General features: G+C 74.7%; 21 protein-coding genes. 14 read left to right on the top strand and 7 right to left on the bottom strand.

Annotation, left to right across the window (positions count from 1 at the left end):
* Nucleotides 1-2 precede the first annotated feature (2 nt).
* Nucleotides 3-962 carry a deoxyribose-phosphate aldolase gene (deoC, locus tag GA0070606_RS12010; protein WP_091098001.1) on the bottom strand — a complete coding sequence of 320 codons (960 nt, stop codon included), beginning with the start codon at nt 960-962 and terminating at the stop codon, nt 3-5.
* Between the two features lie 134 nt (nt 963-1096).
* Here deoC and upp point away from each other — a divergent pair, with 134 nt between their 5' ends.
* The 4 genes from upp (at nt 1097) to GA0070606_RS11990 (ending at nt 4442) form a co-directional block, all read left to right on the top strand.
* Nucleotides 1097-1729 carry a uracil phosphoribosyltransferase gene (gene upp / locus GA0070606_RS12005; protein ID WP_091097998.1) on the top strand — a complete coding sequence of 211 codons (633 nt, stop codon included), beginning with the start codon at nt 1097-1099 and terminating at the stop codon, nt 1727-1729.
* 280 nt (nt 1730-2009) lie between these two features.
* Entirely contained in the window at nt 2010-2540 is a 531-nt protein-coding gene (locus GA0070606_RS12000; RefSeq protein WP_245724657.1) for an RNA polymerase sigma factor, read from the top strand.
* Nucleotides 2541-2553: 13 nt separating this feature from the next.
* A complete protein-coding gene (locus GA0070606_RS11995; RefSeq protein WP_091097991.1) occupies nt 2554-3600 on the top strand; it encodes a CU044_5270 family protein in 1047 nt (348 codons plus the stop codon).
* Nucleotides 3601-3764: 164 nt separating this feature from the next.
* On the top strand, nt 3765-4442 hold the full coding sequence (locus GA0070606_RS11990; protein ID WP_091097987.1) for a GOLPH3/VPS74 family protein: 678 nt from the start codon (nt 3765-3767) through the stop codon (nt 4440-4442).
* Between the two features lie 176 nt (nt 4443-4618).
* Here GA0070606_RS11990 and GA0070606_RS11985 read toward each other — a convergent pair whose 3' ends face one another.
* Together GA0070606_RS11985 and GA0070606_RS11980 are read right to left on the bottom strand one after the other, a co-directional pair.
* Nucleotides 4619-6343, bottom strand: coding sequence for a phospho-sugar mutase (locus GA0070606_RS11985; RefSeq protein WP_091097984.1), 1725 nt, complete (start codon nt 6341-6343; stop codon nt 4619-4621).
* A 48-nt stretch (nt 6344-6391) separates the two neighbouring features.
* Entirely contained in the window at nt 6392-8554 is a 2163-nt protein-coding gene (locus GA0070606_RS11980; RefSeq protein WP_091097980.1) for a serine/threonine-protein kinase, read from the bottom strand.
* A 206-nt stretch (nt 8555-8760) separates the two neighbouring features.
* Here GA0070606_RS11980 and GA0070606_RS11975 point away from each other — a divergent pair, with 206 nt between their 5' ends.
* Both GA0070606_RS11975 and GA0070606_RS11970 read left to right on the top strand, forming a co-directional pair.
* Nucleotides 8761-10344 carry an acyl-CoA mutase large subunit family protein gene (locus GA0070606_RS11975; protein ID WP_091097977.1) on the top strand — a complete coding sequence of 528 codons (1584 nt, stop codon included), beginning with the start codon at nt 8761-8763 and terminating at the stop codon, nt 10342-10344.
* A gap of 683 nt (nt 10345-11027) precedes the next feature.
* A complete protein-coding gene (locus GA0070606_RS11970) occupies nt 11028-12287 on the top strand; it encodes an amidohydrolase (RefSeq protein WP_091097973.1) in 1260 nt (419 codons plus the stop codon).
* A gap of 317 nt (nt 12288-12604) precedes the next feature.
* Here GA0070606_RS11970 and GA0070606_RS11965 read toward each other — a convergent pair whose 3' ends face one another.
* Nucleotides 12605-13573 (bottom strand): DUF4349 domain-containing protein, encoded by a 969-nt coding sequence (locus tag GA0070606_RS11965; RefSeq protein WP_091097969.1) that lies wholly within the window; start codon nt 13571-13573, stop codon nt 12605-12607.
* Nucleotides 13574-13689: 116 nt separating this feature from the next.
* Here GA0070606_RS11965 and GA0070606_RS11960 point away from each other — a divergent pair, with 116 nt between their 5' ends.
* The 4 genes from GA0070606_RS11960 to GA0070606_RS11945 all read left to right on the top strand — a co-directional run bounded on the left by GA0070606_RS11960 (nt 13690) and on the right by GA0070606_RS11945 (nt 17202).
* Complete coding sequence (locus GA0070606_RS11960) at nt 13690-14319, top strand: MBL fold metallo-hydrolase (RefSeq protein ID WP_091097965.1); 630 nt, start codon at nt 13690-13692, stop codon at nt 14317-14319.
* A gap of 5 nt (nt 14320-14324) precedes the next feature.
* Nucleotides 14325-15275, top strand: coding sequence for a hypothetical protein (locus GA0070606_RS11955; protein WP_091097961.1), 951 nt, complete (start codon nt 14325-14327; stop codon nt 15273-15275).
* Between the two features lie 37 nt (nt 15276-15312).
* Nucleotides 15313-16056: an SCO6745 family protein gene (locus GA0070606_RS11950; RefSeq protein ID WP_091097957.1), complete on the top strand. Its 744-nt coding sequence runs from the start codon at nt 15313-15315 to the stop codon at nt 16054-16056.
* Nucleotides 16057-16239: 183 nt separating this feature from the next.
* Nucleotides 16240-17202, top strand: coding sequence for a GNAT family N-acetyltransferase (locus GA0070606_RS11945; RefSeq protein WP_091097953.1), 963 nt, complete (start codon nt 16240-16242; stop codon nt 17200-17202).
* Between the two features lie 107 nt (nt 17203-17309).
* Here the strand turns inward: GA0070606_RS11945 and GA0070606_RS11940 are convergent, their stop codons facing one another.
* The gene (locus GA0070606_RS11940) at nt 17310-17765 is read right to left on the bottom strand and encodes a gamma-glutamylcyclotransferase (RefSeq protein WP_091097949.1); all 456 of its coding nucleotides are present in this window, start codon (nt 17763-17765) and stop codon (nt 17310-17312) included.
* Between the two features lie 224 nt (nt 17766-17989).
* Between GA0070606_RS11940 and GA0070606_RS11935 the strand changes: the two genes are divergently transcribed.
* On the top strand, nt 17990-19393 hold the full coding sequence (locus GA0070606_RS11935; RefSeq protein ID WP_091097945.1) for an NAD(P)H-quinone dehydrogenase: 1404 nt from the start codon (nt 17990-17992) through the stop codon (nt 19391-19393).
* Here the strand turns inward: GA0070606_RS11935 and GA0070606_RS11930 are convergent.
* Both GA0070606_RS11930 and GA0070606_RS11925 read right to left on the bottom strand, forming a co-directional pair.
* Complete coding sequence (locus tag GA0070606_RS11930; RefSeq protein ID WP_091097942.1) at nt 19371-20075, bottom strand: DUF998 domain-containing protein; 705 nt, start codon at nt 20073-20075, stop codon at nt 19371-19373. The two genes, GA0070606_RS11935 and GA0070606_RS11930, sit on opposite strands and share 23 nt — an antisense overlap.
* A 72-nt stretch (nt 20076-20147) precedes the next feature.
* A complete protein-coding gene (locus GA0070606_RS11925; protein ID WP_091107635.1) occupies nt 20148-20801 on the bottom strand; it encodes a DedA family protein in 654 nt (217 codons plus the stop codon).
* Between the two features lie 534 nt (nt 20802-21335).
* Here GA0070606_RS11925 and GA0070606_RS11920 point away from each other — a divergent pair.
* From GA0070606_RS11920 to thrS, 3 genes are all read left to right on the top strand, one after another.
* A complete protein-coding gene (locus tag GA0070606_RS11920) occupies nt 21336-21677 on the top strand; it encodes a PadR family transcriptional regulator (protein WP_091097940.1) in 342 nt (113 codons plus the stop codon).
* Entirely contained in the window at nt 21674-22624 is a 951-nt protein-coding gene (locus GA0070606_RS11915; RefSeq protein WP_091097936.1) for an HAAS signaling domain-containing protein, read from the top strand. Before GA0070606_RS11920 ends, GA0070606_RS11915 begins: the two co-directional genes overlap by 4 nt.
* A 330-nt stretch (nt 22625-22954) precedes the next feature.
* A complete protein-coding gene (gene thrS, locus GA0070606_RS11910) occupies nt 22955-24181 on the top strand; it encodes a threonine--tRNA ligase (protein WP_091107633.1) in 1227 nt (408 codons plus the stop codon).
* The last annotated feature ends 1 nt before the right edge of the window (nt 24182 follow it).

The following is a 24182-nucleotide window of genomic DNA, read 5'->3' as shown; positions in this document are numbered from 1 at the left end:
TCTCAGTCCAGGGTGAAGTAGTCGGGACCGGAGTAGGTGCCGGTCGTCAGCTTGGTGCGCTGCATGAGCAGGTCGTTGAGCAGGCTGGACGCGCCGAAGCGGAACCAGTCCGGGTCGAGCCAGTCCGCGCCGACGGTCTCGTTGACCATCACCAGGTACTTGATCGCGTCCTTGGTGGTCCTGATGCCGCCGGCCGGCTTCACGCCGACCTGCCGGCCGGTCGCGGCCCGGAAGTCGCGGACCGCCTCCAGCATCACCAGCGTCACCGGGGGCGTCGCCGCGACCGGGACCTTGCCGGTGGAGGTCTTGATGAAGTCGCCGCCGGCCAGCATCGCCAGCCAGGAGGCGCGGCGCACGTTGTCGTACGTGGCCAGCTCACCGGTCTCCAGGATCACCTTGAGGTGGGCGTCCCCGCAGGCCTCCTTGGTGGCGACGATCTCGTCGTACACCTCCTTGTAACGCCCGGCCAGGAACGCGCCCCGGTTGATCACCATGTCGATCTCGTCCGCGCCGGCCTCGACGGCCGCCCGGGTGTCGGCGAGCTTGATCTCCAGCGGTGCCTGTCCCGACGGGAAGGCGGTCGCCACGCTGGCCAGGTGCACGCCGGAACCGCGCAGCACCTCCGCCACGTACGGGACCATCGCGGGATAGACGCAGACCGCGCCCACGTGCGGGCAGGACGGGTCGGCCGGGTCGGGGCGCAGCGCCTTCGCGGCCAGCGCGCGCACCTTGCCGGGGGTGTCGGCCCCCTCCAGGGTGGTCAGGTCGACCATCCGGATCGCCAGGTCGATCGCCTGCGCCTTGGCCGTGGTCTTGATGGAGCGGGTGCCGAGCTGTGCCGCCCGCTGCTCCGCGCCGACCTGGTCCACGCCGGGCAGGCCGTGCAGGAAGGTCCGCAGAGCGGTCTCGGATCGTCCCAGCTCGGAGAGCTCCGACCGGGCCGACGTCGCTGTCGCCGTCATGCCCCGAAGTCTACGCATCCGACCGCCGCGTGATCTTGGTCACGGGTCGGCCGGCCGGGCCCCGTGGTGAGCGACGTCGCTGGTCGGGCCGCACCCGCAGTGCCGGGGCGCGCGGACCGGTAGGTTGAGCGATCGTGGACGTACACGTCATTGACCATCCGCTCGCCCAGTCGCGGCTGACCGCCATGCGGGACGCGCGCACCGACTCCTCGTCGTTCCGAGCGGCGCTGCACGAACTCACCACCATGCTGGTGTACGAGGCCGCGCGCTCGTTCCCCGTCGAGAAGTACCCGGTGCAGACCCCCGTCACCGGCACCGAGGGCACCCGGCTGGCGAACCCGCCGCTGCTGGTGCCGGTGCTGCGGGCCGGCCTGGGCATGGCCGACGCCGCGCTCGGCCTGCTGCCGGAGTCGTCGATGGGCTTCGTCGGCCTGGCCCGCGACGAGGAGACGTACGAGCCGCGCGCCTACATGGAGTCGCTGCCCCGGGACCTGAGCGGCCTGCCGGTGCTGGTGCTCGACCCGATGCTCGCCACCGGCGGCTCCCTGGAGCACTGCTGCCGGCTGCTGGCCGACCGGGGCTGCACCGACATCACCGTGCTCTGCGTCCTCGCCGCGCCCGTCGGCATCGAGCGGCTGGAGCGCTCGGGCCTGCCGCTGCGCCTGGTCACCGCCTCGATCGACGAGGGCCTCAACGACCGGAAGTTCATCGTGCCGGGCCTCGGCGACGCCGGCGACCGCCAGTTCGGCGGCATGCCCCGCTTCTAGACGGCGCCCACGCCATCCCGCCCGTCCCCGGCCGCCGGGGCGGGCGGGCTCCGGCCGACGGGCCGTCCCGCCCTGGCCGGTGACCTCCGCCCCGGCCGGTGACTTGCGGCCGGCAGGCCGTTCCGGCCCCGGCCGGCAGGCCGTTCCGGCCCTCGGCCGGTGAGTTCTCGCCCCGGCCGGTGGACTTCCGCCCCGGCCGCCGGTAACGATCCGCCCCGCCCGCGACACATACGTGGTGTCCCTGTCAGGAACTGCGGTCGGGAGATCGATAGTGAAACCCGTGGGTGAGCGGGGCGAGGGCTGGTTCACCAGCCTCTACGCCGCGCACTACCCGGACATCGTCAGATACGGCATGCGTCGGCTCCCCGATGCCGAGGCGGCGGCCGAACTCGCCCAGGACGTGTTCGTCGTCGTCTGGCGGCGACGCGGCGAGGTGCCGGAACGCGCCCTTCCCTGGCTCTACGCCGTGGCGCGGCACGTCGTGGCGAACCGGTGGCGGTCCCGGCGCGACGGCCCGAACCTGCTTCCGCTCGCCGAGGCGGACCACGTACCGGCGCGAATCGTCGGGCCCGACGCCGTCGTGCCGATGCTCGACCTGCACCGGGCGCTGCGCACTTTGCCCGAAGTCGACCAGGAGATCCTCCGGCTGGTCGGCTGGGAGGACCTGAGAGTCAGCGACGCCGCCGTCGTCATGGGCTGCACCCGGTCCGCCGCCGCCGTGCGGCTCTACCGGGCCCGGCGCCGACTGCGCTCCGCCCTGGCCACCCCCACCCCCGCCCGCGGCGCCCGGCCGGCGTCCGCCCACGTCTGAGAGGAGCAGCAGCATGCACACCAAGCAGCAGATCCGGGAGCTCCTGGGCCCGGCCGACCCGGCGCGTGACGCCGTCGTACCCCCGTCGCCCCTCACCGCCCACGACCTGATCCTCCGCGCGGAGGCCGCGACCGCGACCCCGGCCGGGCCGGCGCGGCGGGGCGCGCCCCGCCGCACCATGCTCGTCGGCGCGGCCGCCGCGCTGGCCGTGCTCGGCTCCGCCGGAGTGGCACAGGTGCTCCGGGACGTGGCGCCCACCGGCGCGGTGCCCGCGCAGCCGGCCGCCGGGACCGTGCTCGTTCCGGTGGCCTACGAGATCGTCGAGGGCGAGCCGGCCGGACGGCATCTGCGGGCGCTCGCCGCCCGCCTGGTCGACGGCCCGCAGGACGCAACCGGTGGCCGCTACTCACACCACCACACCAAGTCCTGGGGCGAACCGACGATGACGTCGCCCGAGGGTCACACGATGAGCTACGTGCAGGAACGCCGCCACTGGGCGGCGGACGACGGCAGGCAGTGGCAGGACGATCGAATCCTGGGCGTCGAGTACCCCGACGCCGCGTCCCGGGAATACTGGTCCACGCGGCCGCCGCTGGAGACGCCCGCTGCCAGCCCTTCGGCCACCAGGCCGCCGGAGGGAGCCCGGGAGATCCCGTCCGACCCGCAGGTCAGGCGGTTGCCGGCCGACCGGGCGGAACTCGCGCGCTGGCTCGGGACTGGTAAGCCGGCGGGCGAGCTGGCCATGCGCACGTACCAGCTCTACAGCAGCTACCTGGTGCCGCGGCGGACCCGGGCCGACCTCCTCACCATCCTCGCGGAGAAGCCCGGCTTCGTGTGGCGCGGCCGGGTCGTCGACCGGGCCGGCCGCCAGGGGGTGGCCGTCACCGCCGACCTCGTTCCGCCCACGGGCCAGCACCCGGAGCGGGCGCAGATGCTGCTGGTCTTCCACCCGTCGACCGGTGAACTGCTCGCCTACGAATACCTGGCGACGGCCCCGAAGCGCCGCGTGCTGCACTACGCGCTCATGCTCGACGCCCGTCGCACCGGCACGGTGGGCTGACCGGCCGCGCCGGGGCGGTCGGGCGCGTGCCCCGACCGCCCCGGCGTGCCGTCCCTGGCCTACCGTCTCCGGCCTGCGGCGACGGCGGGGCGTGTGGTCGCGGCGGCGCGTCGTCGGGGCGCAGTGGGTGCGCGGGGTGCGCGCACCCGCTAGCGTCTGCGGCCATGACTGGTGTTGCGCTCGCCGAAGAGCTGCTTCTCCTCGCGTACGACGACGAGACCGGCAAGGCGACCATGCCGCGGATCAGCCTCGACCTGGGGATGGCCGCCGCGGTGCTGATCGAGCTGGCCCTGGCCGGGCGGATCGTGTATTCCGAGGGGTCCCTGGTGGTGGTCGATTCGACGCCCACCGGCGAGCCGCTCGTCGACGGGGTGCTCGCCCGGATCGCCGCCGACACGCCGCACAGCCCGTCGTCCTGGGTGCAGCGGCTGCGGCACGGCCTGCGCGACAGGATCCTCGGCGACCTGTGCGCCCAGGGCGTGGTGCGCGACGTCGACGAGACCGAGCTGGGTTTCATCCACGTGCACCGCTACCCGACGGTGGACCCCGAGGTGGAGGCGGACACCCGGCGCCGGCTGGCCGAGGCGCTGGCCGACGGGCAGCTCCCCGACGAGCGGACCGCCGCCCTGGCCACGCTGGTCGCGGTGCTGCGGATGGAGCCGGCGCTCGGCCTGACCGGCGACGCCGCCCGGGACGCCCGCCGCCGCCTGGAGGAGATCGCCGGCGGCGCCGGCTTCTCGGGCAACGTCAGCCTCGACGACTCCGTCGTCCGCCCCTCGGTGGGCCTCGTCGTGGCCGCCCTGGGCCGCGCCGTAGACGCCGCCCTGGGCCCCCGCCCCTGACCCCACCCCAGCTCCCCACCCACCCCGCCCCACCCACCCGCCCCACCCCACCCCGCCCCGGCCCCGTACTTGCGTTGATCATGGCGTTGCCGGTGCCGGAAAGCGCTTCCCGGGTCGGCAACGTCATGATCAACCGCGGGAAGCGGGGGCGGGGAGCGGGGGAGCGGGTGGGCGGGTCAGAGGTTGAGGGCCGTCTTCATCTCCGTGCGGAGGGCGGCCACGGCGTCCGTGGCCCGGGCGCGGGCCGCGGCGACGTCGCCGTCCGCCACCGGCTCCACCACCTCCAGGTACGCCTTGAGCTTCGGCTCGGTGCCGGACGGGCGGATCACCACCCGGGCGGCCCGGGTACGCAGGATCACCACGTCCGCCTCGGGGAGCAGGTCCTGCGCCTCCGTGACCGGGTGACCGAGCAGCGTGGTCGGGGTCGCGGCGCGGATCCGGGCCATGGCGTCCGCGATGACCCGCAGGTCGTCCACCCGCACCGAGAGCTGGTCGGTGTGGTGCACGCCGAACTCGGCGGCCAGCTCGTCCAGCCGGTCGGTGAGCGTGCGCCCCCGCGCCCTGAGCCCGGCGGCCAGCTCGGCCACCGTCAGCGCGGCGGTGATGCCGTCCTTGTCGCGGACGTGCTCCGGGGCGACGCAGTAGCCGAGCGCCTCCTCGTAGCCGAAGACCAGCGGCTCGGCCCCACCGCCGGCGCGCACGATCCACTTGAACCCGGTCAGCGTCTCGTCGTAGGGCAGGCCCCGGGCGGCGCACATGGCCCGCAGCAGGGACGACGACACGATCGTGGTGGCGTACAGGCCGGTGACGCCGCGCCGCATGAGGTGGTCGGCCAGCAGTACGCCCACCTCGTCGCCGCGCAGCATCCGCCACCCGGGCCGGTCGGCGTCGGGCTCGGCGGGCCCGGCGACCTCGCCCCGGGCGCTCGCCGCCGGGCCGGTGTCCCGGACCACCACCGCGCAGCGGTCCGCGTCGGGGTCGTTGGCGATGGCGATGTCGGCGCCGGTCGACTCGGCCAGCGCGATCAGCCGGTCCACCGCCCCCGGCTCCTCCGGGTTGGGGAAGGAGACGGTCGGGAACGCCGGGTCCGGCTCCGCCTGCTCGGGCACCACCCCCGGCACCGGGAAGCCGGCGCGGGCGAAGGCGGCCGTGAGCACCGCAGCGCCCACCCCGTGCAGCGGCGTGTACGCCACCGCCAGGTCGCGCGGCCCGTCCGGGTCGATGACGGCGGTGGCCCGCCCGACGTACGAGGCGACCAGGTCGTCGCCGAGGACCTCCCCGGCAGGGCCGAGCGGCACCTCCGCCAGCGGGCCGACCGACCGGATCGCGGCCTCGATGCCGGCGTCGGCCGGCGGCACGATCTGCGCGCCCGCCCCGAGCGTGCCGCCCAGCTCCGCGCCGAGGTAGACCTTGTAGCCGTTGTCCTGGGGCGGGTTGTGGCTGGCGGTCACCATCACCCCGGCGACCGCCCCGAGGTGCCGCACCGCGTAGGCGAGCACCGGGGTGGGCAGGGGGCGGGGCAGCAGCAGCGCCGGGCGTCCCGCGCCGGTGGCGACCTGGGCGGTGCGCTCGGCGAACTCGCGGGAACCGTGCCGGGCGTCGTACCCGATCACCAGCGGGCCGGAGCCGCCCTGGGCCGCGAGCCAGGCGACCAGCCCGGCGGCGGCCCGGGTGACCACCGCGAGGTTCATCCCGTTCGGGCCGGCGCGCAGCGGGCCGCGCAGCCCGGCGGTGCCGAAGGTCAGCGGGCCGGCGAACCGGTCGGCCAGCTCCGGGGCGCTCGCCGGCAGGCGGTCGAGCACCGCCCGCAGCTCGTCCCGGCTGGCCGGGTCGGGGTCGTCGTCGAGCCAGCGCCGTGCTCGCTCGCGAAGGTCGTCGATGTCAGTGGTTTCCGCCGGCATGCCTCTTGATAGCACGCCGGCGGATCACCGCTGCTTCTTCCCCTGCGATCAGCCGGCGTCGGTGAGTTGGAACGACTTCACCATCTCGTCGAAGATCGGCTTGCTCTCGTCGAACTTCGCGTCGGTCGAGGTGAGATAGAACGAGTAGACCTTGCCCTCGTGGACCACGCCGCGCCACACGCCGTGCCGCTTGGTGTCGCCCTCGCCGCAGGTGTATTCGAACTCGGCCGCCGCCATGCCGACCCACTGCACCTCGTTCATGGCGAGCTGGGCGTACGGCTTGGCGCAGGACTTGGAACGGTTCTTCAGGCCGTCCTCGGCGACCTCCGCCCAGCGCATGGAGTTGGTGCGGAAGTCTTCCACCAGGATCCGGACCTTGCGGCCCTCGTCCTCCGGGTCGACGTAGTCCACCCAGTTGCCAGCGCTCTTGATCTCCCAGCCCTGGGGAACCAGGACCCGTACGCCCTTGCCGGTGTGCTCCTTCATCTCGGGCACGCCGGCGGCCGGGGCCTGCGAGGTCGGGGCGGCCTGCGGGACGGTCGGCGCCGGGTCGTCGCCGCCGGTGAACAGGACGACCGCACCGATCAGCAGCAGCACGGCCAGGCCACCGGCGGCGGCGAGCTGGACCTTGCGGGGCCAGCCCTTGACCGTGCCGACGAGTCGGTCGCCGGTGGCGCGTACGCGACCGCCGAGCCCGCCGCCGGCGTTGCCCGCGCCCGGCACGGTGGCCGGGGAGGTCCAGGGCTGGCCGGTGCCCGGCACCGACCACTGGCCGCCGCCGTAGGTCCCGCCGAGCTGCTGGGTGGCCTCCGGTGGAGCGCCGAAGACGGGCGTGCCGGCGCTCACCCGCTGGGTGGCCTCCGGTGGGGCGCCGAAGACGGGCGTGCCGGCGCTCACCCGCTGGGTGGCCTCCGTCGGACCGCTGAAACCGACCAGGCCGGCCGCGTTGGTCCGCAGCTGCTGGGTGGCGTCGGCGGCGCCGGTGCGCGGGGTGGCCTCCGGGCCGCCGTAGGTGCGGCCGGTCGGCGCGGCCCCGCCCGGGGCCGGCATCGCGCCGGTGGGCGTGTGCAGCGGCCCGGACAGCGCGTCGGCGCTGGTGTCCTCCATGGCGGCGGCGGAGCCGGCGGGAAGCGCGGCCTGGGCCGGGCGCTCGCCCCGGCGCAGGGCGGCCAGCCGGTCGGTGAGCGACTCGTCGGGGCCGAGCATCGCCCGCCCGCCGATCTGCCCGCTCGGCTTCGGCTGCTCCGGCTCGGCGGCCGGCGGGGCCGGCACCGGCCGCTGCACCGGCACGACCGAGTACGGGTCGGTCACCGAGTTGACCGCCGCGGCGGTGCTGGTCAGCGGGCCGGCGAGCAGCTCGCGCAGCATCGCCCGGGCGGTGTGCACGTCGAGGCGGCGGGCCGGGTCCTTCTCCAACAGGCCCATGAGCACCCGGGTCAGCGGCCCGCTGCGCTGCGGCGGGGCGGGCGGGTCCTCGACCACCGCGTGCATGGTCTCGATCGGGTCGCCCCTGTCGAACGGGGGCCGCCCCTCCACCGCCGTGTAGAGCGTCACGCCCAGCGAGAACAGGTCGCTCGGCGGGCCGAACTCCTGGCCCATCGCCCGCTCGGGCGAGATGAAGTGCGGCGAGCCCAGCACCATCCCGGGGGTGGTGAGCTGCACGTCGGTGGGCATCCGGGCCACGCCGAAGTCGGTCAGCACGCAGCGGCCGTCGACGCAGATCAGCACGTTGGCCGGCTTGACGTCGCGGTGCAGCACGCCGATCGCGTGCGCCACCTCCAGCGCGCCGAGCAGCGCGATGCCGATCTTGGCGACCACCCGCTGCGCGACCGGCCCGTCCTCGATGACCATGTCGGCGAGGCTGCGGGCGTCCAGCAGCTCCATCACGATCCACGGCCGGCCGCCCTCGGTGACCACGTCGTAGACCTGGACGACGGCCGGGTGCTGGATGGCCGCCGCCGCGCGGGCCTCGCGCAGGGTGCGCTCGTACATGGCGTCGCGGTCGCTGGGGGCGAGCCCTGGGGGCAGGACGACCTCCTTGACGGCGACGTCCCGCCGCAGGAGCGTGTCTGTGGCACGCCAGACCGTGCCCATGCCGCCGTTGCCCACCGCGGAACGCAGCGAGTAGCGACCACCGATGGTGGTGCCGGGTGTCGCGCGTCCGTTGGGGGGACTGACTGGTCCGCCGCTCCACGTCGGGATCTGAGTCACAGAAAAGCCACCGGGGGAAATCGAGGGGGGCTGGGACACAACCCCCCTATCTTGCTGGTTCCGACGCCCGATGCGAAAGCCGACGCGACGGACGTTTCCCTAACTCGACACTGCGTGCCCGAAAGTTCACCTCTCGTCGATCTCCTGCGGCCCGGTGTGCGGTATCCCTCACCCGCCGGAGCCGTCGCGCGTCCTACCATCCGCTAATGAGCGAACGGCGGTCAAGCGAGTCCGGTTTCCCGATCAAGGGCGTCTACACGGCGGCCGACCTTCCGGAGGACCTGGACTCCCGGCTGGGCGGCCCGGGCGAGTTCCCGTACACGCGCGGGGTCTACCCCACCATGTACACCTCCCGTCCGTGGACGATGCGCCAGTACGCCGGTTTCGGCACCGCCACCGAGTCCAACGCGCGTTACCACCAGTTGTTGCGGGCCGGCACGATGGGCCTCTCGGTCGCCTTCGACCTGCCGACCCAGATGGGCTACGACTCCGACGACCCGATCGCGCACGGCGAGGTGGGCAAGGTCGGGGTGGCCATCGACTCGATCGACGACATGCGGCTGCTCTTCGACGGCATCCCGCTGGACAAGGTCTCCACGTCGATGACGATCAACGCGCCCGGCTCGGTGCTGCTCCTGCTCTACCAGCTCGTCGCCGAGGAGAACGGGGTCCCCGGATCGGCCCTCAACGGCACGATCCAGAACGACATCCTCAAGGAGTACATCGCCCGGGGGACGTACATCTTCCCCCCGAAGCCCTCGCTGCGGCTGGTCGCCGACACCTTCGGCTACTGCCGCAAGGAGGTGCCGAAGTGGAACACGATCTCCATCTCCGGCTACCACATGGCCGAGGCCGGCGCGACGCCCGCGCAGGAGATCGCGTTCACCCTGGCCAACGGCGTCGAGTACGTCCGGGCCGCGCTGGCCGCCGGGCTGGCCGTGGACGACTTCGCGCCCCGGCTGTCGTTCTTCTTCGTCGCCCGCACCACCCTGCTGGAGGAGGTGGCGAAGTTCCGGGCCGCCCGGCGCATCTGGGCGCGGCTGATGCGCGACGACTTCGGCGCCAAGAACCCGAAGTCGATGATGCTGCGCTTCCACACCCAGACCGCGGGCGTGCAGCTCACCGCCCAGCAGCCCGAGGTCAACCTGGTCCGGGTGGCGGTGCAGGGCCTCGGCGCGGTGCTCGGCGGCACGCAGTCGCTGCACACCAACAGCTTCGACGAGGCGATCGCGCTGCCCACCGAGAAGGCGGCCCGGCTGGCGCTGCGCACCCAGCAGGTGCTGGCGTACGAGACCGACCTGACCGCCACCGTCGACCCGTTCGCCGGCTCGTACGTGGTGGAGGCGATGACCGCCGAGATCGAGGCGGCGGCGACGGAGCTGATGGACCGGGTCTTCGACCACGGGTCGGCGGTCGACGCCATCGAGGCGGGCTTCCAGAAGCGGGAGATCGAGCAGTCGGCGTACCGGATCGCGCAGGAGATCGACTCCGGCGAGCGGGTGGTGGTCGGCCTCAACCGGTTCGCCGTCGACGAGGAGGAGCCGTACGAGCCGCTGCGGGTCGACCCTGCGATCGAGGCGGCGCAGGCCGAGCGGCTGGCCCGGCTGCGCGCCGAGCGGGACGCCGGCGCGGTCGAGCGGGCGCTCGCGGAGCTGCGGACCGCCGCCGAGGGCACCGGGAACGTGCTCTACCCGATGAAGGAGGCGCTGCGGGCCCGTGCCACCGTGGGCGAGGTCTGCGGCACCCTGCGCCAGGTGTGGGGGCTCTACCGCCCCTCCGACCGTTTCTGATCAAGCTTCTGATCAAGCTCCGACCGACGGCCGTCCGGTCCCGCGCACCCGGCGCAGCGGGCGGCCGTCGGCCGTTCCCGCTGCCCGTACGGGCCGGCCGGTCGGGACGTTTGTGCAGGTCGCGGCGCATGCCGGGCGAGCGCTACAGTCGGAGGAGTTCCCGTCGCCGGTCGGCGACGCAGTTCCGCGGGAGCGGGCCGGGGCGACGCCGCCCGGGCGGCTCCCGTGCCCGGCGGGGCGGCGCGGCCCACCGGTCGCGGCGTGTGCCGCAGCGGTTCGGGGTAACCCGACCGGGTGAACTCGGACGCACACGGTGTGCGGTCGTCCCGTGCTCGACTGTGTGACAGTCTCCGGGGCCCGTCGCCGACGATGGTCGGCCAATTGTCGGAGTGTCGGTTCATCGGACCGACTAATGCGACAATTCGGAACGACGGCCCCCGAGATCGGCGTCGATTTGGCGACGGCCGAGCCGGTTACGCGTTGTAGGAGGTGTGGGGCAGATGACGGCGTTCGACCGCGATCTACCTGCTGTCCCGCAGATCTACGAGCGCTCTCAGCAGGGCATACGTGACGCTGTGCGTCCCGACGATCACCGGAACGAGGTTGCGCAGCGTCACCGCCGGAGGTCTAGGCTGTCTGCTGTTCCTGATGATCCATCCATCTCTAGCGAACGAGAATTCGACGTGACGAGTGCGTTGACGCTGCCCACCGGCGGCCAGCTGGCGTCGTCCTGGCCGGAGGCGCCTTCCGGGTCCGAGCCCCTGCCGTTCGAGCTGGACCACCTGCTCGCCCTCCGGGTGCCCGGGCTGATCGCCACCCGTCGCCACCTCCACTCGCATCCGGAGCTCTCCGGCGAGGAGTTCGAGACGGCAGCCCTGATCGCCCGGGAACTCTCCCTGGCGGGGCTGCGCCCGCGACTGCTGCCCAAGGGCAACGGGGTCATCTGCGACATCGACGGCCGACCCGACGGTCCGGTGGTCGCGCTGCGTGCCGACATCGACGCGCTGCCGCTGACCGACTCGAAGGACGTGCCCTACCGCTCGACCGTCGACGGCGTCTGCCACGCCTGCGGCCACGACGTGCACACCACCGTCATGCTCGGCGTCGGCATGCTGCTGGCCCAGCTCGCCGACCTCGGCGAGCTGCCCGGCCGGGTCCGCCTGATCTTCCAGCCCGCCGAGGAGATCCTGCCCTGCGGTTCGCTGGAGGTCATCGAGGCCGGCGGCCTCGACGACGTGGTGCAGATCTTCGCGCTGCACTGCGACCCCAACCAGCCGGTCGGCAAGGTGGGTCTGCGGGTCGGCCCGATCACCGCCGCCGCCGACAACGTCACCGTCCGGCTGACCGGCCCCGGCGGGCACACCGCCCGGCCGCACCTGACCGTCGACCTGGTCGACGCCCTCGGCCGCCTGATCACCGAGGTGCCGGCCCTGGTCAGCCGCCGGGTGCCGGCCAACAGCGGGCTGCTGCTGGTGTTCGGGCACGCCACGGCCGGCACCCGTTACAACGTCATCCCCTCCGAAGCGTCCGCCTCCGGCACCCTGCGGGTGATGGACCGGGACACCTGGGAGCTGGCTCCCAAGATCGTGGGTCAGGTGGTCCGCGACGTGATCGCGCCGACCGGGGCCACGGTCGACCTGGAATACCTGCGTGGCCGCCCGCCGGTCTGCAACGACTCGCGGGCCATCCAGGTCCTGACCGCCGCCACCGCCGCCGCGCTCGGGCCGGAGGGCGTCGCCGAGACCCCGCAGAGCATGGGCGGCGAGGACTTCTCCTGGTACCTGGAGTACGTCCCCGGCGCGCTCGCCCGGCTCGGCGTGGGTCGCTCCGGCCCCAACGTGGACCTGCACCGGGCCTCGTTCGACGTGGACGAACGGGCCATCCCGGTCGGCGTGCGGCTCATGGTCCAGACGGCGCTGCGGGCCCTGGCGGCGGCGCGGTAGGAAGCCGCGCCGGCGGGTCACTGCCCGGCCCCGCACCGCGGGCACCCGGCGGCGCGGTGGGCAGCGGCGCCCGCCCGGTCACCGTCCGGACGGGCGCCTGCACGGTCGCGGCCGGGACGGTGCCCGCCTGGTCACGGCCGGGACGGTGCCCGCCCGGTCACCGTCCAGACGGGCGCCCGCCCGGTCACGGCCGGGACGGTGCCCGCCCGGTCACGGCCGGGACGGTGCCCGCCTGGTCACGGCCGGGACGGTGCCCGCCCCGGGTACGGCCGGGACGGTGCCCGCCCGGGGCACCGCCCGGACGGGCACCCGCCCGGTCACTGCCCGGGCCGGGCCGCGGGCACCGGCGGCGGCGCGGTGGGCAGCGGGCCGGCCGGTCCGCCCGGCCGGGTCGGCGGCGGGCCGGCGCGACGCCGGCGGCGGCGCAGCACCATCAGCAGGACGGCCAGCGGCACGCCGAACGCCAGCAGCCACGGCAGCACGGCGCCCAGCACGGTCAGCAGGATCGTCATCGAGGTCAGGAAGACCTTCCAGCCGCCCTCGAGCCCGACCATGAAGCCCACCTCGGTCTCCTCGTCGGCGGTGCTCGCGTCCGGCCCGACCAGCGACACGGTGATCGTCGACAGGCTGGTCAGGTCGGCCAGCCTGTCCTTCTTCGCCTGCAGGGAGGCCAGGTCGGCCTCGCGGCGGGCCAGCTCGTTCTCCAGCGACACCAGGTCGCTGATCGTGGTGGCCCGGGCCAGCAGCTTGCGGGCGGTCTCCACCCGGGCGCGCTGCGTGGTGATCCGGGCGTCCAGGTCGACCACCTGCTCGGTGACGTCCTCGGTGCGGATCTCCCGCCGCTCCTGCCGGCCCAGCTTCGCCAACTCGTCCACCACGCCGTGGAACTTCGCGGCGGGCACCCGCAGCTCCAGCCTCGCGGTGGCGTCGGCGTCGGCGCTGCGTCGCTGGTCGCCCCCGATGAAGCCGCCGGCCGCCGTCACTGTGGCGATCGCGCTGCGCGCGGCGGCGTCCACATCGTCAACCTTCACCCGCATGGAGCCGGTGTAGATGATGGACCGCTGGTCGACGCGCAGGTCCGGCGCGCCCGCGCCGGCGCCCTTCTCGCCCTGCTCCGCCGCGCCGCCGGCCCGGTCCCGGTCCGCCGGCGCCGCCTCCGGCGCGCTGGCGGCCGAGTCCTCGCGCCCGCCGGAGTCGCCGCTGCCGCAGGCCGCCAGCCCCAGCAGTGCGACCAGCGCGACAGCCGTCAGCCGTACGCCCCGGCGCCGTCGTTCCCGTCCGTCCATCCCGGCTCCCCTCGTCGTCGCCCCGTGCGGGGCGATACCTCAGACGCGGCGCGTCGATACGCCGGTTCCGGCAGACTGCGCTCAGGACATCACGATTCGATAATCTTGGAGTCACGATGCACGTCACCAAGTACGCCCACTCCTGCCTCCGCGTGGAGCACGACGGGGGAGTGCTGGTCATCGACCCGGGCGTGTTCAGCGAGCCCGCGGCGCTCGACGGGGCGGACGCGGTGCTGATCACCCACGAGCATCCCGACCACGTGCACGTCGAGGCGGTCACCCGCCAGCTCGACCGTCGGCCGTTCACCATCCACGGCCCGGCCTCGCTCGCCGGGATGCTGGGCGACGCGGCCGAGGCCCTCGAGGCGGTCCAACCCGGACAGTCCTTCACGGCCGCGGGCGTGCCGGTGCGCGCGTACGGTGGCCGGCACGCCGTGATCCACCCCGACATCCCGGTGGTGGACAACCTGGCCTACCTGCTCGACGACGTCGTCTACCACCCCGGGGACTCCCTGGTCGTCCCCGAGGACGTGCGGGTCGACACGCTCTTCCTGCCCATCCACGCCCCGTGGACGAAGTTCTCCGAGTCGCTGGACTTCCTCCGCGCCGTCGCCCCGCGCCGGGCGTACGCGCTGCACGACGGGCTGCTCAACGACAACGGGCTCGCCGTGCTGAACAACAACTTCGCCCGGCTCTCCGAGGTCGACTACCGCCGGCTCGAACCGGGCACCCGGATCGACGCCTGACGGCGATGCCCGGCCCGCCCCGAGAGCTGGTGCACCGGCTCTACACCACCCCACCGGACCGGTTCGTGGCGATCCGCGACGAGGCCGTCGCCGAGGCGCGGCGGGCCGGCGACCCGAAGACCGCCCGGGAGATCGCCCGGCTGCGCCGCCCCACCGTGGCCGCCTGGCTGGTCAACCTGCTCGCCATCCGCCGCCCCGAGCTGGTCGCCGACCTGGCCCAGCTCGCCGAGGCGCTGCGGTCCGCCCAGCGCGAGTTGAAGGGGCCCCGGCTGCGGGAGCTGTCCGCCCAGCGACGGGCGGTGGTCGGCGCGCTCGTCGCCGAGGTGCGCAAGCTGGCCGCCGGGGCCGAGGGGGCGCCGCCGGCCGGGAAGCTGCCGCTGGCCGAGGTGGAGGGCACCCTCAACGCCGCGCTCTCCGACACCGAGGTCGCCGAGCAGGTCCGGTCCGGCCGGCTGCTGCGGGCCGCCCACTACGCCGGGTTCGGGGAGGTGCCCCGCCCGCAGCTGCGCCTGGTGACCGGCGGCGAGGAGCCGGAACCGGAGCGCCGGCCGACACCGTCCGGCAGGCGCGGGGCCGGCGTCGACCGGGCCGCGCTCCGCGCCGAGCAGGCGGAACGGGCAGCCCGCGCGGAGCGGGCCCGCCGGCGCCGGGCGCTGGAGAAGGAGCTGGCGAGGGCGCGTACCGAACAGGAACGGGCCGAGTCGGAGCTGGCCGACGCGACGGCGGCCGAGCGCGACGGCGCCGCCGCCCTGGACGCGATCGAGGCGGAGCTGGCCGAGCTGGAGCGGCGGCGGGCCGTCGCCGAGCAGGACCTGAGCCGGGCGAAGCTGGCCCGCCGCGGGGCGGAGCGGACGGTGACCGCCGCCCGCCGCCGCGCCGGCGAGGTAGAGGCGGCGGTGGAGGCCCTCGACGCCGAAGAGGGGGATGCCGAGGCGGGCGACGGCGGGGCAGACTGACCCCTGTGGACGGAGGGGGCACCCCGGGAGCGGGCGGATGACGCCGGAGCAGGTCGCCGCGGCCAGCAAGCCGATCGTGCTCGAACTCGGCGACGCCTACACCCGGTGCCCGACGACCCTGCGCCGGGCCCGGCTGCTCGGGATCTCCGGTTGGTCGTTCTACGTCACGGGCCGGGCCGGCGCCCTCGGTGACGTCCGCGCCGAGACGGTCGCCGCCGCCCTCGGCTTCCTGGCCCCCGACGCGGTCGCCGACGGGTGGGACGCGGCGCTGCGCACCGTCCGCCCGGCCGAGGTCGCCGCCGCCACCCTCGCCGAGTGCTGCCGGTGGGGCGACGAGCGGCTCGACGCCCTCCCCGGTGCGGGCCGGCTCGCGGCGCTGCTCGGCCGGGCGGTCGAGGCCGCGGACGCCAGCGGCATGCCGCTCTTCGCCGCCTGGCGGGCGATGCCGGTGCCGGAGCGCACCGCCGGCGCCCGGGCCGCCGTCGGCCTGCGTCTGCTCCGGGAGCACTTCGCCGGGGCGCACCTGCTCGCCGTCCGGGCCGGCGGGATGACCCCGCTGGAGGCGGTGCTCGCCGGGCCGGAGGGGGAGGCCGGGGCGGTGGCCTGCGGCTGGCCGCCGCCGTACCCGCCGGTCGGGCCGCTGGTGCGGCGGCGGCTGTGGGCCGAGGCGGTGACGGACCGGTTGGTCTCGGCGGCTTTCGCGGCCCTCGGCCCGGCGGACGGCGCCGAGCTGGTGGACCTGCTCCTGGCGACCCGGGCCCACCTGCGCGGCGGCGGCTGAGCCGGTCCCGCCCCCGGAGCCACCGCGCCGGTGGGCTGAGCCGGTCCCGCTCGGGGGGCCACCTGCGCGGCGGCTGAGCCGGGCCCGCCTTGGAACCCACCGCGCCGGTGGGCTGAGCCGGCCCGGGGCGGCCGGGCGAAATTCGGCGGCGCACCGGCCGGCCCGCCTGTCAGGATCGCCCCCGTGACTCTTCCCGCCGGCCGGCACGCCCGCCGTCCCACCCACGACGACGTGCCGGCGATCCTGGCCGTGGTGCACGCCGCCGACACCTTCGCCGTCGGTCACCCCGACTTCGACGCAGAGGACGTCACGGCCGCGCTGACCGCGCCGTTCTTCGACCCGGCCCGCGACTCGTGGGTGGTCACCGACCCCGACGGCGTGGTCGTGGCCTGGGCGACGCTCGACAACCCGACCGGCGTCGGGCGCGAGTTCGTCGAGGTCTACGTCGACCCGGCGCGGGGCGACGACCTGCGCGCGCCCCTGCTGGCCCGGCAGCTCGACCGGGTCGCCGATCGCGCCGCCGAGCGGGGCCTGCCGGAGCTGACGGTGCGTACGGCCGTCTTCGCCCCCGAGACGCGCTGGGCGAAAGAGCTGGCCGAGGCCGGGTTCACCCGCGCCAAGCGGTACGTGCGGATGCGCCGCCCGCTGGCCGGGCTGCCTGCCGAGCCGCCGCCCCCGCCCGGGGTGACCGTCCGCCCGCTGCGCGGCGACGACGAGGCCGACCTGCGCGAGTTCCACCGGATCTACGACACCGCGTTCCGCGACACCCCGGACTACGAGCCGGTCGACTTCGACCGGTGGCGGGAGCGGATCATCCCGTTCGGCACCACCTGGGACGAGTGGTTCGTCGCCGAGGTCGACGGGGTGCCGGCCGGGGCGCTCCAGTCCTCCGACCAGGCGCTGGAGCAGAACGAGGGCTTCGTGCGGGCCCTGTCGGTGCTGCCGGCGTACCGGCGCCGGGGGGTGGGCGCGGCGCTGCTGTTGCGGGCCTTCGCCACCTACGCGGCCAAGGGCCGCGAGTCCGCCGGGCTGGGCGTGGACCTGACCAACCCCACCGCCCCGGTGACGCTCTACCGCTCGGTGGGGTTGCGCGAGGTGCGCTGGACCGACATGTACGAGCTGGTCGTCCCGGCCGCCGCCGGGTGACCGGCGATCCCCGGTCGGGGCCGGCCGTGTGTGATTGACGACCCCGGCCGGGGCCGGCTGGAGGCCCGGCCCGGCCCCGGAGCAGACTGGGGGCCGTGGGATACGCGCTACGCCGACGCGGTGCCGGTGGGGCGGGACCGCAGCTCGGTGACGTAGTCGTCCGGGGCGCCCGCCTTCTCGGCGGCGTTCGCGATCTCCGAGAGGTACCACGAGGTGGGCAGGCCGCCCTCGTAGCCGTCGAAGACGTAGACCCACGCGGTGACGTCGCCGTCGAGGGTCGAGACGCGCACGTGCAGCTTGCGGTACGTGCCGGCGGTCACGCCTTCGATCTCGTCGAGCTGGGCGGCGTCGTAGGGGTGGATGTCGTAGAGCGCCACGAAGACCCGGTCGCCGGGCGACTCGACGACGGTGCTGACCGCGCCCTCCCAGCCGATGACGTCCTCACCCGCGAAGGTGAGCCGCCAGCCCTCCAGCCAGCCGGTGCCCACCATCGGCGAGTGCGGGCAGTAGGCGCGCATGCGGGCGGGGTCGAGGTTTGAGCCGTAGGCGGCGTAATGACGCACGGCGATGACGATAGCCCGCCCGCCGGGTGGGGGAGAATACGACGGTGCGTGTCGGACGCGTTCGGGAGAAGAAAGTCACTGTGAGCACTGGTCGGGGGCGGGCACGGTGAGCGCGAGGAGTGCAGCGGAGCGGAGCCCCGCAGCCGCGAACGAAAGGATGGCCCGGTGAGCGTGAGGAGTGCAGCGGAGCGGAGCCCCGCAGTCGCGAACGAAGGGACGGCGCTGTGAGCCGGATCGTGATCATCGGCGGCGGACCGGCGGGCTACGAGGCGGCTCTGGTCGCCGCGCAGCTTGACGCCGACGTCACCGTCGTGGAGGCCGAAGGCGCCGGCGGGGCCTGCGTGCTGTCCGACTGCGTGCCGTCGAAGACGTTCATCGCCAGCTCCGAGGTGGTGACCGGCTACCGGGACACGGAGGAGTTCGGGGTGCACTCCGACGGGCTGGAGGCGGTCACCGTCGACGCCCGGGCGGTGCACGAGCGGGTCAAGCGCCTCGCGCTGGCCCAGTCGGCCGACATCCACGCGAAGCTGGTCAAGGCCGGCGTGACGTTCGTCGCGGGCACCGCCCGGCTCGGGGAGGACACGCTCGGCCACACCCACCGGGTGATCGTCACCCCGGCCGACGGCGGCGGCGAGCACACGATCGACGCGTCGACGGTCCTGGTCGCCACCGGCGCCACCCCGCGTCAGCTGCCCACCGCCGTGCCGGACGGCGAGCGCATCCTGACCTGGCGTCAGGTGTACGACCTGCCGGAGCTGCCCGAGCACCTGGTCGTGGTCGGCTCCGGCGTCACCGGCGCCGAGTTCGCCAGCGCCTACCTCGCGATGGGCGTCCAGGTGACCCTGGTCTCCAGCCGCGACCGGGTGATGCCGCACGAGGACGCCGACGCGGCGATGGCCATCGAGCGGGTGTTCCGCAACCGGGGCATGAGCATCCTGAACAACTCCCGGGCGGACGCGGTCCGGCGTACGCCCGACGGGGTGGAGGTCGAGCTCTCCGACGGCCGGAAGGTGTCCGGTTCGCACGCGCTCATCGCGGTCGGCTCGATCCCCAACACCGCCGACCTGGGCCTGGCCGAGTACGGCGTCGCGCTGGCCCGGGGCGGCTACGTCACCGTCGACCGGGTCTCCCGCACCAACGTGCCCGGCATCTACGCCGCCGGCGACTGCACCGGGGTGCTGCCGCTGGCCAGCGTCGCCGCCATGCAGGGCCGGATCGCGATGTGGCACGCGCTCGGCGAGGCGGTCCGGCCGCTGCGGCTGCGTACCGTCGCGGCGAACGTCTTCACCGACCCGGAGCTGGCCACCGTCGGCGTCTCGCAGGACGAGGTCGACGCGGGCAAGGTGCCGGCCCGGCAGGTCATGCTGCCGCTGGACGGCAACGCCCGCGCCAAGATGGACGACCTCGCCGACGGCTTCGTCAAGCTCTTCTGCCGCCCGGCCAGCGGCCAGGTGATCGGCGGCGTCGTGGTGGCGCCGAAGGCGAGCGAGCTGATCCTGCCGATCACCATGGCGGTGGAGAACAACCTCACGGTCAACGAGCTGGCCCAGACGATCACGATCTACCCGAGCCTCTCCGGCTCGATCACCGAGGCGGCCCGTCAGCTCATGCTCCACGAGTTGGAGTGACCGCCCCCGCCGCGCCGGCCGTGGGCGGGCGGAGGGCGTTCCGGCCCGCCCGGCGGGCCGGGTCGGGCGCCACCTCCCGCCCGGCGCGGCGGCGCAGCAGGGCGACCGCGACGACGGCGAGCACCGCCACCTCGACGACGATGAGCAGCCGCTCGACCAGGCCGATCAGCAGCCGGTCGCCCGGGTAGGCCGACCAGACCATCGCCGCGGCGAGGACCAGGCTGGCCAGGACGAGCCCGCGCACCGCGCGGGCGCCGACGGGCAGCCGGGCCGCGAGCAGCCAGCCGGCGAACGGCAGCGCCAGGAAGGCGACCACCGAGGCGTACCGGTGGACGTAGGCGGCGGTGTCCATGGGCAGGCCGGGCTCGTTCGTCGGCACGACGGCGGCCAGCAGCAGTCCGCCGATCCAGGCGGCCAGGAGCAGTTCGGCGGCCCGCCCGGGGCGGCCGACCGGGGGCCGGTGGGTGCGCCGCAGGGCGGGCAGGAGCACGGCGGTGGCGACGGCGAGCATCACCATGGCCACGTCGATCACGCCCCCGCGGTCGGACACGGCGTAGTCGCTGACGGTCAGTGCCCAGGGGTTCAGGTCCTCGTTCACCTCGACGTGGCCGATCACGGCGAGCAGCGCCGCCACGGCGATCCCGCCGAGGGCCAGCAGTCCACTGTTCCGGGTTCCAGGCATGCCTCAGCCTGTCGCGCGGGCCACCCCAGACGGATCCGGGCGGTCCACGGAGTTCGGCCCCGGGGACCACCCCTAGGCGGCGTCGACGCCCCCGTCCGCCCGCGCCGGGACGACGACCGGCACCGCCGGATCCGGTGTGGCGGCCCGCCGGGCGCCGAGGACGGTCATGGCCCATCCCGCCGCGCCGAAACCGGCCGCCGCGACGGCCGCGATCACCGCCAGCCGCCACGCCGACTCGGTCAGCGCCGTCCCGCCCAGGTGCCCGACCAGCCCGCCGTAGGTCGCCCAGCCCGCCGCCGCCAGGCCCTCGTAGAGCAGGAACAGGCGGTACGGGTAGCGGCTGCGGCCGGCGGAGAAGCACGCGGCCATCCGGCCGCCCGGCACGAAGCGGCAGAGCAGGATCACGAGGGGACCCGGCCGGCGCAGTCCACGGGTGACCCGGCCGGCGACCCGTCGGGCCCGGCCCCGGGCGGCGTCGGGTGCCGGCCGGCGGTCCGGCGCGCCCCGCCCGAGCAGGTAGCAGGCGAGGTCCCCGGCGAAGACGCCGAGCGCGCCCACCGCGATGGTCACCGGCAGGTCCAGCCCTCCGTACACGGTCAGGGCGCCGCCGGTGATCATGATGACCTGGGTCGGGATGACCGGGACGAAGGCGTCGGCGACGAGCAGCCCGAGCAGCGCGAGGTACGCCCAGGTGGGCGACGCGACCTCAGTGAGTAGTTCGGGCACCACTGCCACCTCGCCGGACGGACCGATCGGTGTACCGAGCCTGACGGCGTGTCCGGCGTCACCGCGCACGGCCCTCGTTCGTGGTGACCACCGACACGGCAGGGCCACCGGACACAACGAGCGAACCGCCGCACAGGTGACGGCGCGGCCGGCGCCGTGGGCCGGCGTGCCCGACGGCGGTGAACGCGCCGGATGCTCCGCACGCCGTCAGGGGGCGGCGGATCGCGGCCGCCCGGCGTACCGTTGTCTGCGCGCGGCCCCGCGACCGTCGGATCCCCCGTTTTCGATGGTCGGGCCGCTGCGGGCCGCCGGCAGGTCCCGTGCCGGCGGCCCATCTTCACCGACCCCGACAACCCGTGGAACGGGTTCCGGTCCGGTCGGGAGAACACCTCTCGCGTCCGCCCGCCGTCGACGGCTTCGTGGCGCTTCACCGCTCCCGCCGATCACGCCTGTTCTTCCTCTGACACAACCATGTCGAACGGCACGTTGTTGTCGGATGGACAATGGTGTGCGTCGCACAGTATGGTGTGACGCATGGTGAGCGATGAGATCCTGCGGACGCACCTCCAGGAGTTGCGTCGGGGCACCGTGGTGGTGGCGAGCCTCGTCGCCCTGCGCCGCCCCGACTACGGCTACGCGCTGCTGCAACGCCTCTCCGACCACGGCTTCCCGGTCGACGCCAACACGCTCTATCCGCTGCTGCGGCGGCTGGAGGAGCAGGGGCTGCTGACCAGCGAGTGGAACACCGAGGAGAGCCGGCCCCGCAAGTTCTACCGGACCAGCGACGACGGCGAGGCGGTGCTGGACCGCCTCCTCGCCGACCTGACCGCCGTGCACACCTCTTTGACCAGGCTGATCGAAGGAGCCGACCGATGACCACCCTGACCGACCGCTATCTTGCCGCGACACTGCGCTCGGTGCCGGTCGCGCGCCGCGAGGAGATCGCCACCGAGCTGCGCGCCTCGATCGCCGACATGGTCGAGGGCCGCACGGCGGGCGGGCAGGACGCCGCCGTCGCCGAGCGCGAGGTGCTCACCGAGCTGGGTGACCCGGCGAAGCTCGCCGCCCGCTACGCCGACCGCCGGTTGCAGCTCATCGGCCCGACCTACTACCTCGCCTGGGAGCGGCTGTTGAAGCTGCTGCTCAGCTTCGTGCCGGCGACGGTCGGCGTGCTGGTCGGCCTGCTGGCGGCCACCGACGGCGACGACGCCGGCGCAGCCGTCGGGGAGGGCGTGGCCACCGCCCTCACGGTGGCCATCCAGATCACCTTCTGGGTCACCCTGGTGTTCGCGGTGCTGGAGCGCACCAGGACGCCCCTGCACCTGCCCGAGTGGAGCGTCGACCAGCTCCCGGAGAGCCCGGCCGAGCGGCAGATCACGCTGACCGACACCGCCGCCTCGATCGGCTTCCTGGCGCTCTTCATCGCCTACCTGCCGTTGCAGCACTTCCGGTCGTTCGTGCCCGCCGACGGCGACGGGAACCTGCCGGCCCTCGACCCCGCGCTGTGGAGCTTCTGGCTGCCGTTCCTGATCGCCGTCCTGGTCGCCACCGTGGGCCTGGAGATCGCCAAGTACCGGGCGGGCCGGTGGACCTGGCCGCTGGTCGCGGTCAACGCGGTGCTCGACCTGGCGTTCGCGGTGCCGGTCGTCTGGCTGATGTCGACCGACCGGCTGCTCAACCCCGACCTGGTGGACCGCTTCCAGTGGCTCGGCGAGGGCGACAACCTCGACACCGTCGCCACCATCGTGGTCGCCGGCACCGCGCTGGTCGTGCTCTGGGACCTCGTCGACAGCGTGGTCAAGGCGTTCCGCGCCCGCCGCTGACCCGGCACGCCACCCGGCCCGGCACGCCACCCGGCCCGGCACGCCACCCGGCGTGCCGGGCCGTCGCGCGATCCGACGCCGACCGAATCGCCGGGGCGCGGCTCACCCGCGCCGACCGGGTGCCGGGGCCGCCGGAAAAACAGCTGCGACCCCTGCGGCGGGGACGTAGCGTCGCCGTATGCGCAGTGCGGTATCCACCACGACGCCGGGAGACCCCGGCGCGCCGTACTGACCTGACCGTCGACGAGGCCCCGGGGCGATCCGCCCCGGGGCCTCGTGGCGTCCGGTGACCGGTTCGCCTCCGGGTCGTACCCGATCAAGGAGCGCGACATGATCGACCACCGCAGGCTCGGCCGGGAGCTGGACCTGTTCGACTCCGACCCCCTCGCGGGCGCCGGGCTGCCGCTCTGGCTGCCGGCTGGCGCCGCCGCCCGGCACGCCGTCGAGGAGTACGTCCGCGACCTGGAGCGCCGGGCCGGCTACCAGCACGTGTACACCCCGCCGCTGGGCCGGCGGGAACTCTTCGAGCGCTCCGGCCACCTCGGCTACTTCGCCGAGGACATGTTCCCGCCGATGCGCCTCTCCGCCAACGACGAGTTCCTGCTGCGGCCGGCGCTCTGCCCGCACCACGCCCTCGTCTACCGGGCCCGGGGTCGCTCCTACCGGGAGCTGCCGCTGCGGATCGCCGAGCTGGGCGGCATGTACCGGGCCGAGCGCTCGGGGGTGCTCGGCGGGCTGTCCCGGGTGCGGGCCATCTCGCTCAACGACGCGCACAACTTCTGCGCCCTGGAGCAGGTGGGCGAGGAGGTCGGGGAGATCCTCCGGCTGATCCGCGAGGCGCACGCCGCGCTCGGCGTACGGCCGGCCGGGTTCCGGTTGTCGCTGCGCGGGCCGGGCCAGAAGTACGTCGGGGACGACGCCGGGTGGGCGCGGGCCGAGGAGCTGCTGCGCGCCGCGCTCGACGGGGTGGAGTTCACCGAGGCGCCGGGGGAGGCCGCGTTCTACGGGCCGAAGATCGACATCCAGGTGCGTGACGCCGCCGGGCGGGAGTTCACCCTCTCCACCGTCCAGCTCGACTTCGACAAGCCGGAGCGGTTCGACCTGTCGTACACCGACGCGGGCGGGGCGCGGCGTCGGCCGGTGATGGTGCACCGCAGCCTCGTCGGCAGCATGGAGCGGCTGTTCGCGTACCTGATCGAGGTGCACGAGGGCGCCTTCCCCGCCTGGTACGCCCCGGTGCAGCTCGTGGTGCTGCCCGTCGGCGACGAGCAGGCGGGCGCGGCGGCCCGGCTCGCCCGGGACGCGCTGGCCTCGGGGCTGCGGGCCGAGGTCGACTCGGGCGGCTCCCTCGGCTCCCGGGTCCGCGACGCGGCACGCCGCCGGGTGCCGTACGTCGGGGTCGTCGGGGCCAGGGAGGCGGCCGAGGGGCGGGTCTCCCTCCGGCTGCGCGGCGGGCGCGCCCTCGATCCGATGCCGACCCCGCAGGCCCTCCGCCTGATCGCCGACGCGGCCCGCGCGCACGGCGGCCGACCGGTCGGGCCGGCGCCCCGGGGCTGAC

Source organism: Micromonospora citrea (assembly GCF_900090315.1).
GTDB lineage: Bacteria > Actinomycetota > Actinomycetes > Mycobacteriales > Micromonosporaceae > Micromonospora > Micromonospora citrea.
Note: the sequence above shows the minus strand (reverse complement) of the source record. Positions and strands in the feature narration are given on the sequence as shown.

Coding starts and splice junctions, on each gene's coding strand:
- GA0070606_RS11990 (WP_091097987.1), top strand. CDS start 3,765: ATGACTGGTGTTGCGCTCGCCGAAGAGCTGCTTCTCCTCGCGTACGAC.
- GA0070606_RS11950 (WP_091097957.1), top strand. CDS start 15,313: ATGACGCCGGAGCAGGTCGCCGCGGCCAGCAAGCCGATCGTGCTCGAA.
- GA0070606_RS11985 (WP_091097984.1), bottom strand. CDS start 6,343: ATGCCGGCGGAAACCACTGACATCGACGACCTTCGCGAGCGAGCACGG.
- GA0070606_RS11955 (WP_091097961.1), top strand. CDS start 14,325: ATGCCCGGCCCGCCCCGAGAGCTGGTGCACCGGCTCTACACCACCCCA.
- GA0070606_RS11930 (WP_091097942.1), bottom strand. CDS start 20,075: ATGCCTGGAACCCGGAACAGTGGACTGCTGGCCCTCGGCGGGATCGCC.
- GA0070606_RS11920 (WP_091097940.1), top strand. CDS start 21,336: ATGGTGAGCGATGAGATCCTGCGGACGCACCTCCAGGAGTTGCGTCGG.
- GA0070606_RS11960 (WP_091097965.1), top strand. CDS start 13,690: ATGCACGTCACCAAGTACGCCCACTCCTGCCTCCGCGTGGAGCACGAC.
- deoC (WP_091098001.1), bottom strand. CDS start 962: ATGACGGCGACAGCGACGTCGGCCCGGTCGGAGCTCTCCGAGCTGGGA.
- GA0070606_RS11995 (WP_091097991.1), top strand. CDS start 2,554: ATGCACACCAAGCAGCAGATCCGGGAGCTCCTGGGCCCGGCCGACCCG.
- GA0070606_RS11965 (WP_091097969.1), bottom strand. CDS start 13,573: ATGGACGGACGGGAACGACGGCGCCGGGGCGTACGGCTGACGGCTGTC.
- thrS (WP_091107633.1), top strand. CDS start 22,955: ATGATCGACCACCGCAGGCTCGGCCGGGAGCTGGACCTGTTCGACTCC.
- GA0070606_RS11915 (WP_091097936.1), top strand. CDS start 21,674: ATGACCACCCTGACCGACCGCTATCTTGCCGCGACACTGCGCTCGGTG.
- GA0070606_RS11975 (WP_091097977.1), top strand. CDS start 8,761: ATGAGCGAACGGCGGTCAAGCGAGTCCGGTTTCCCGATCAAGGGCGTC.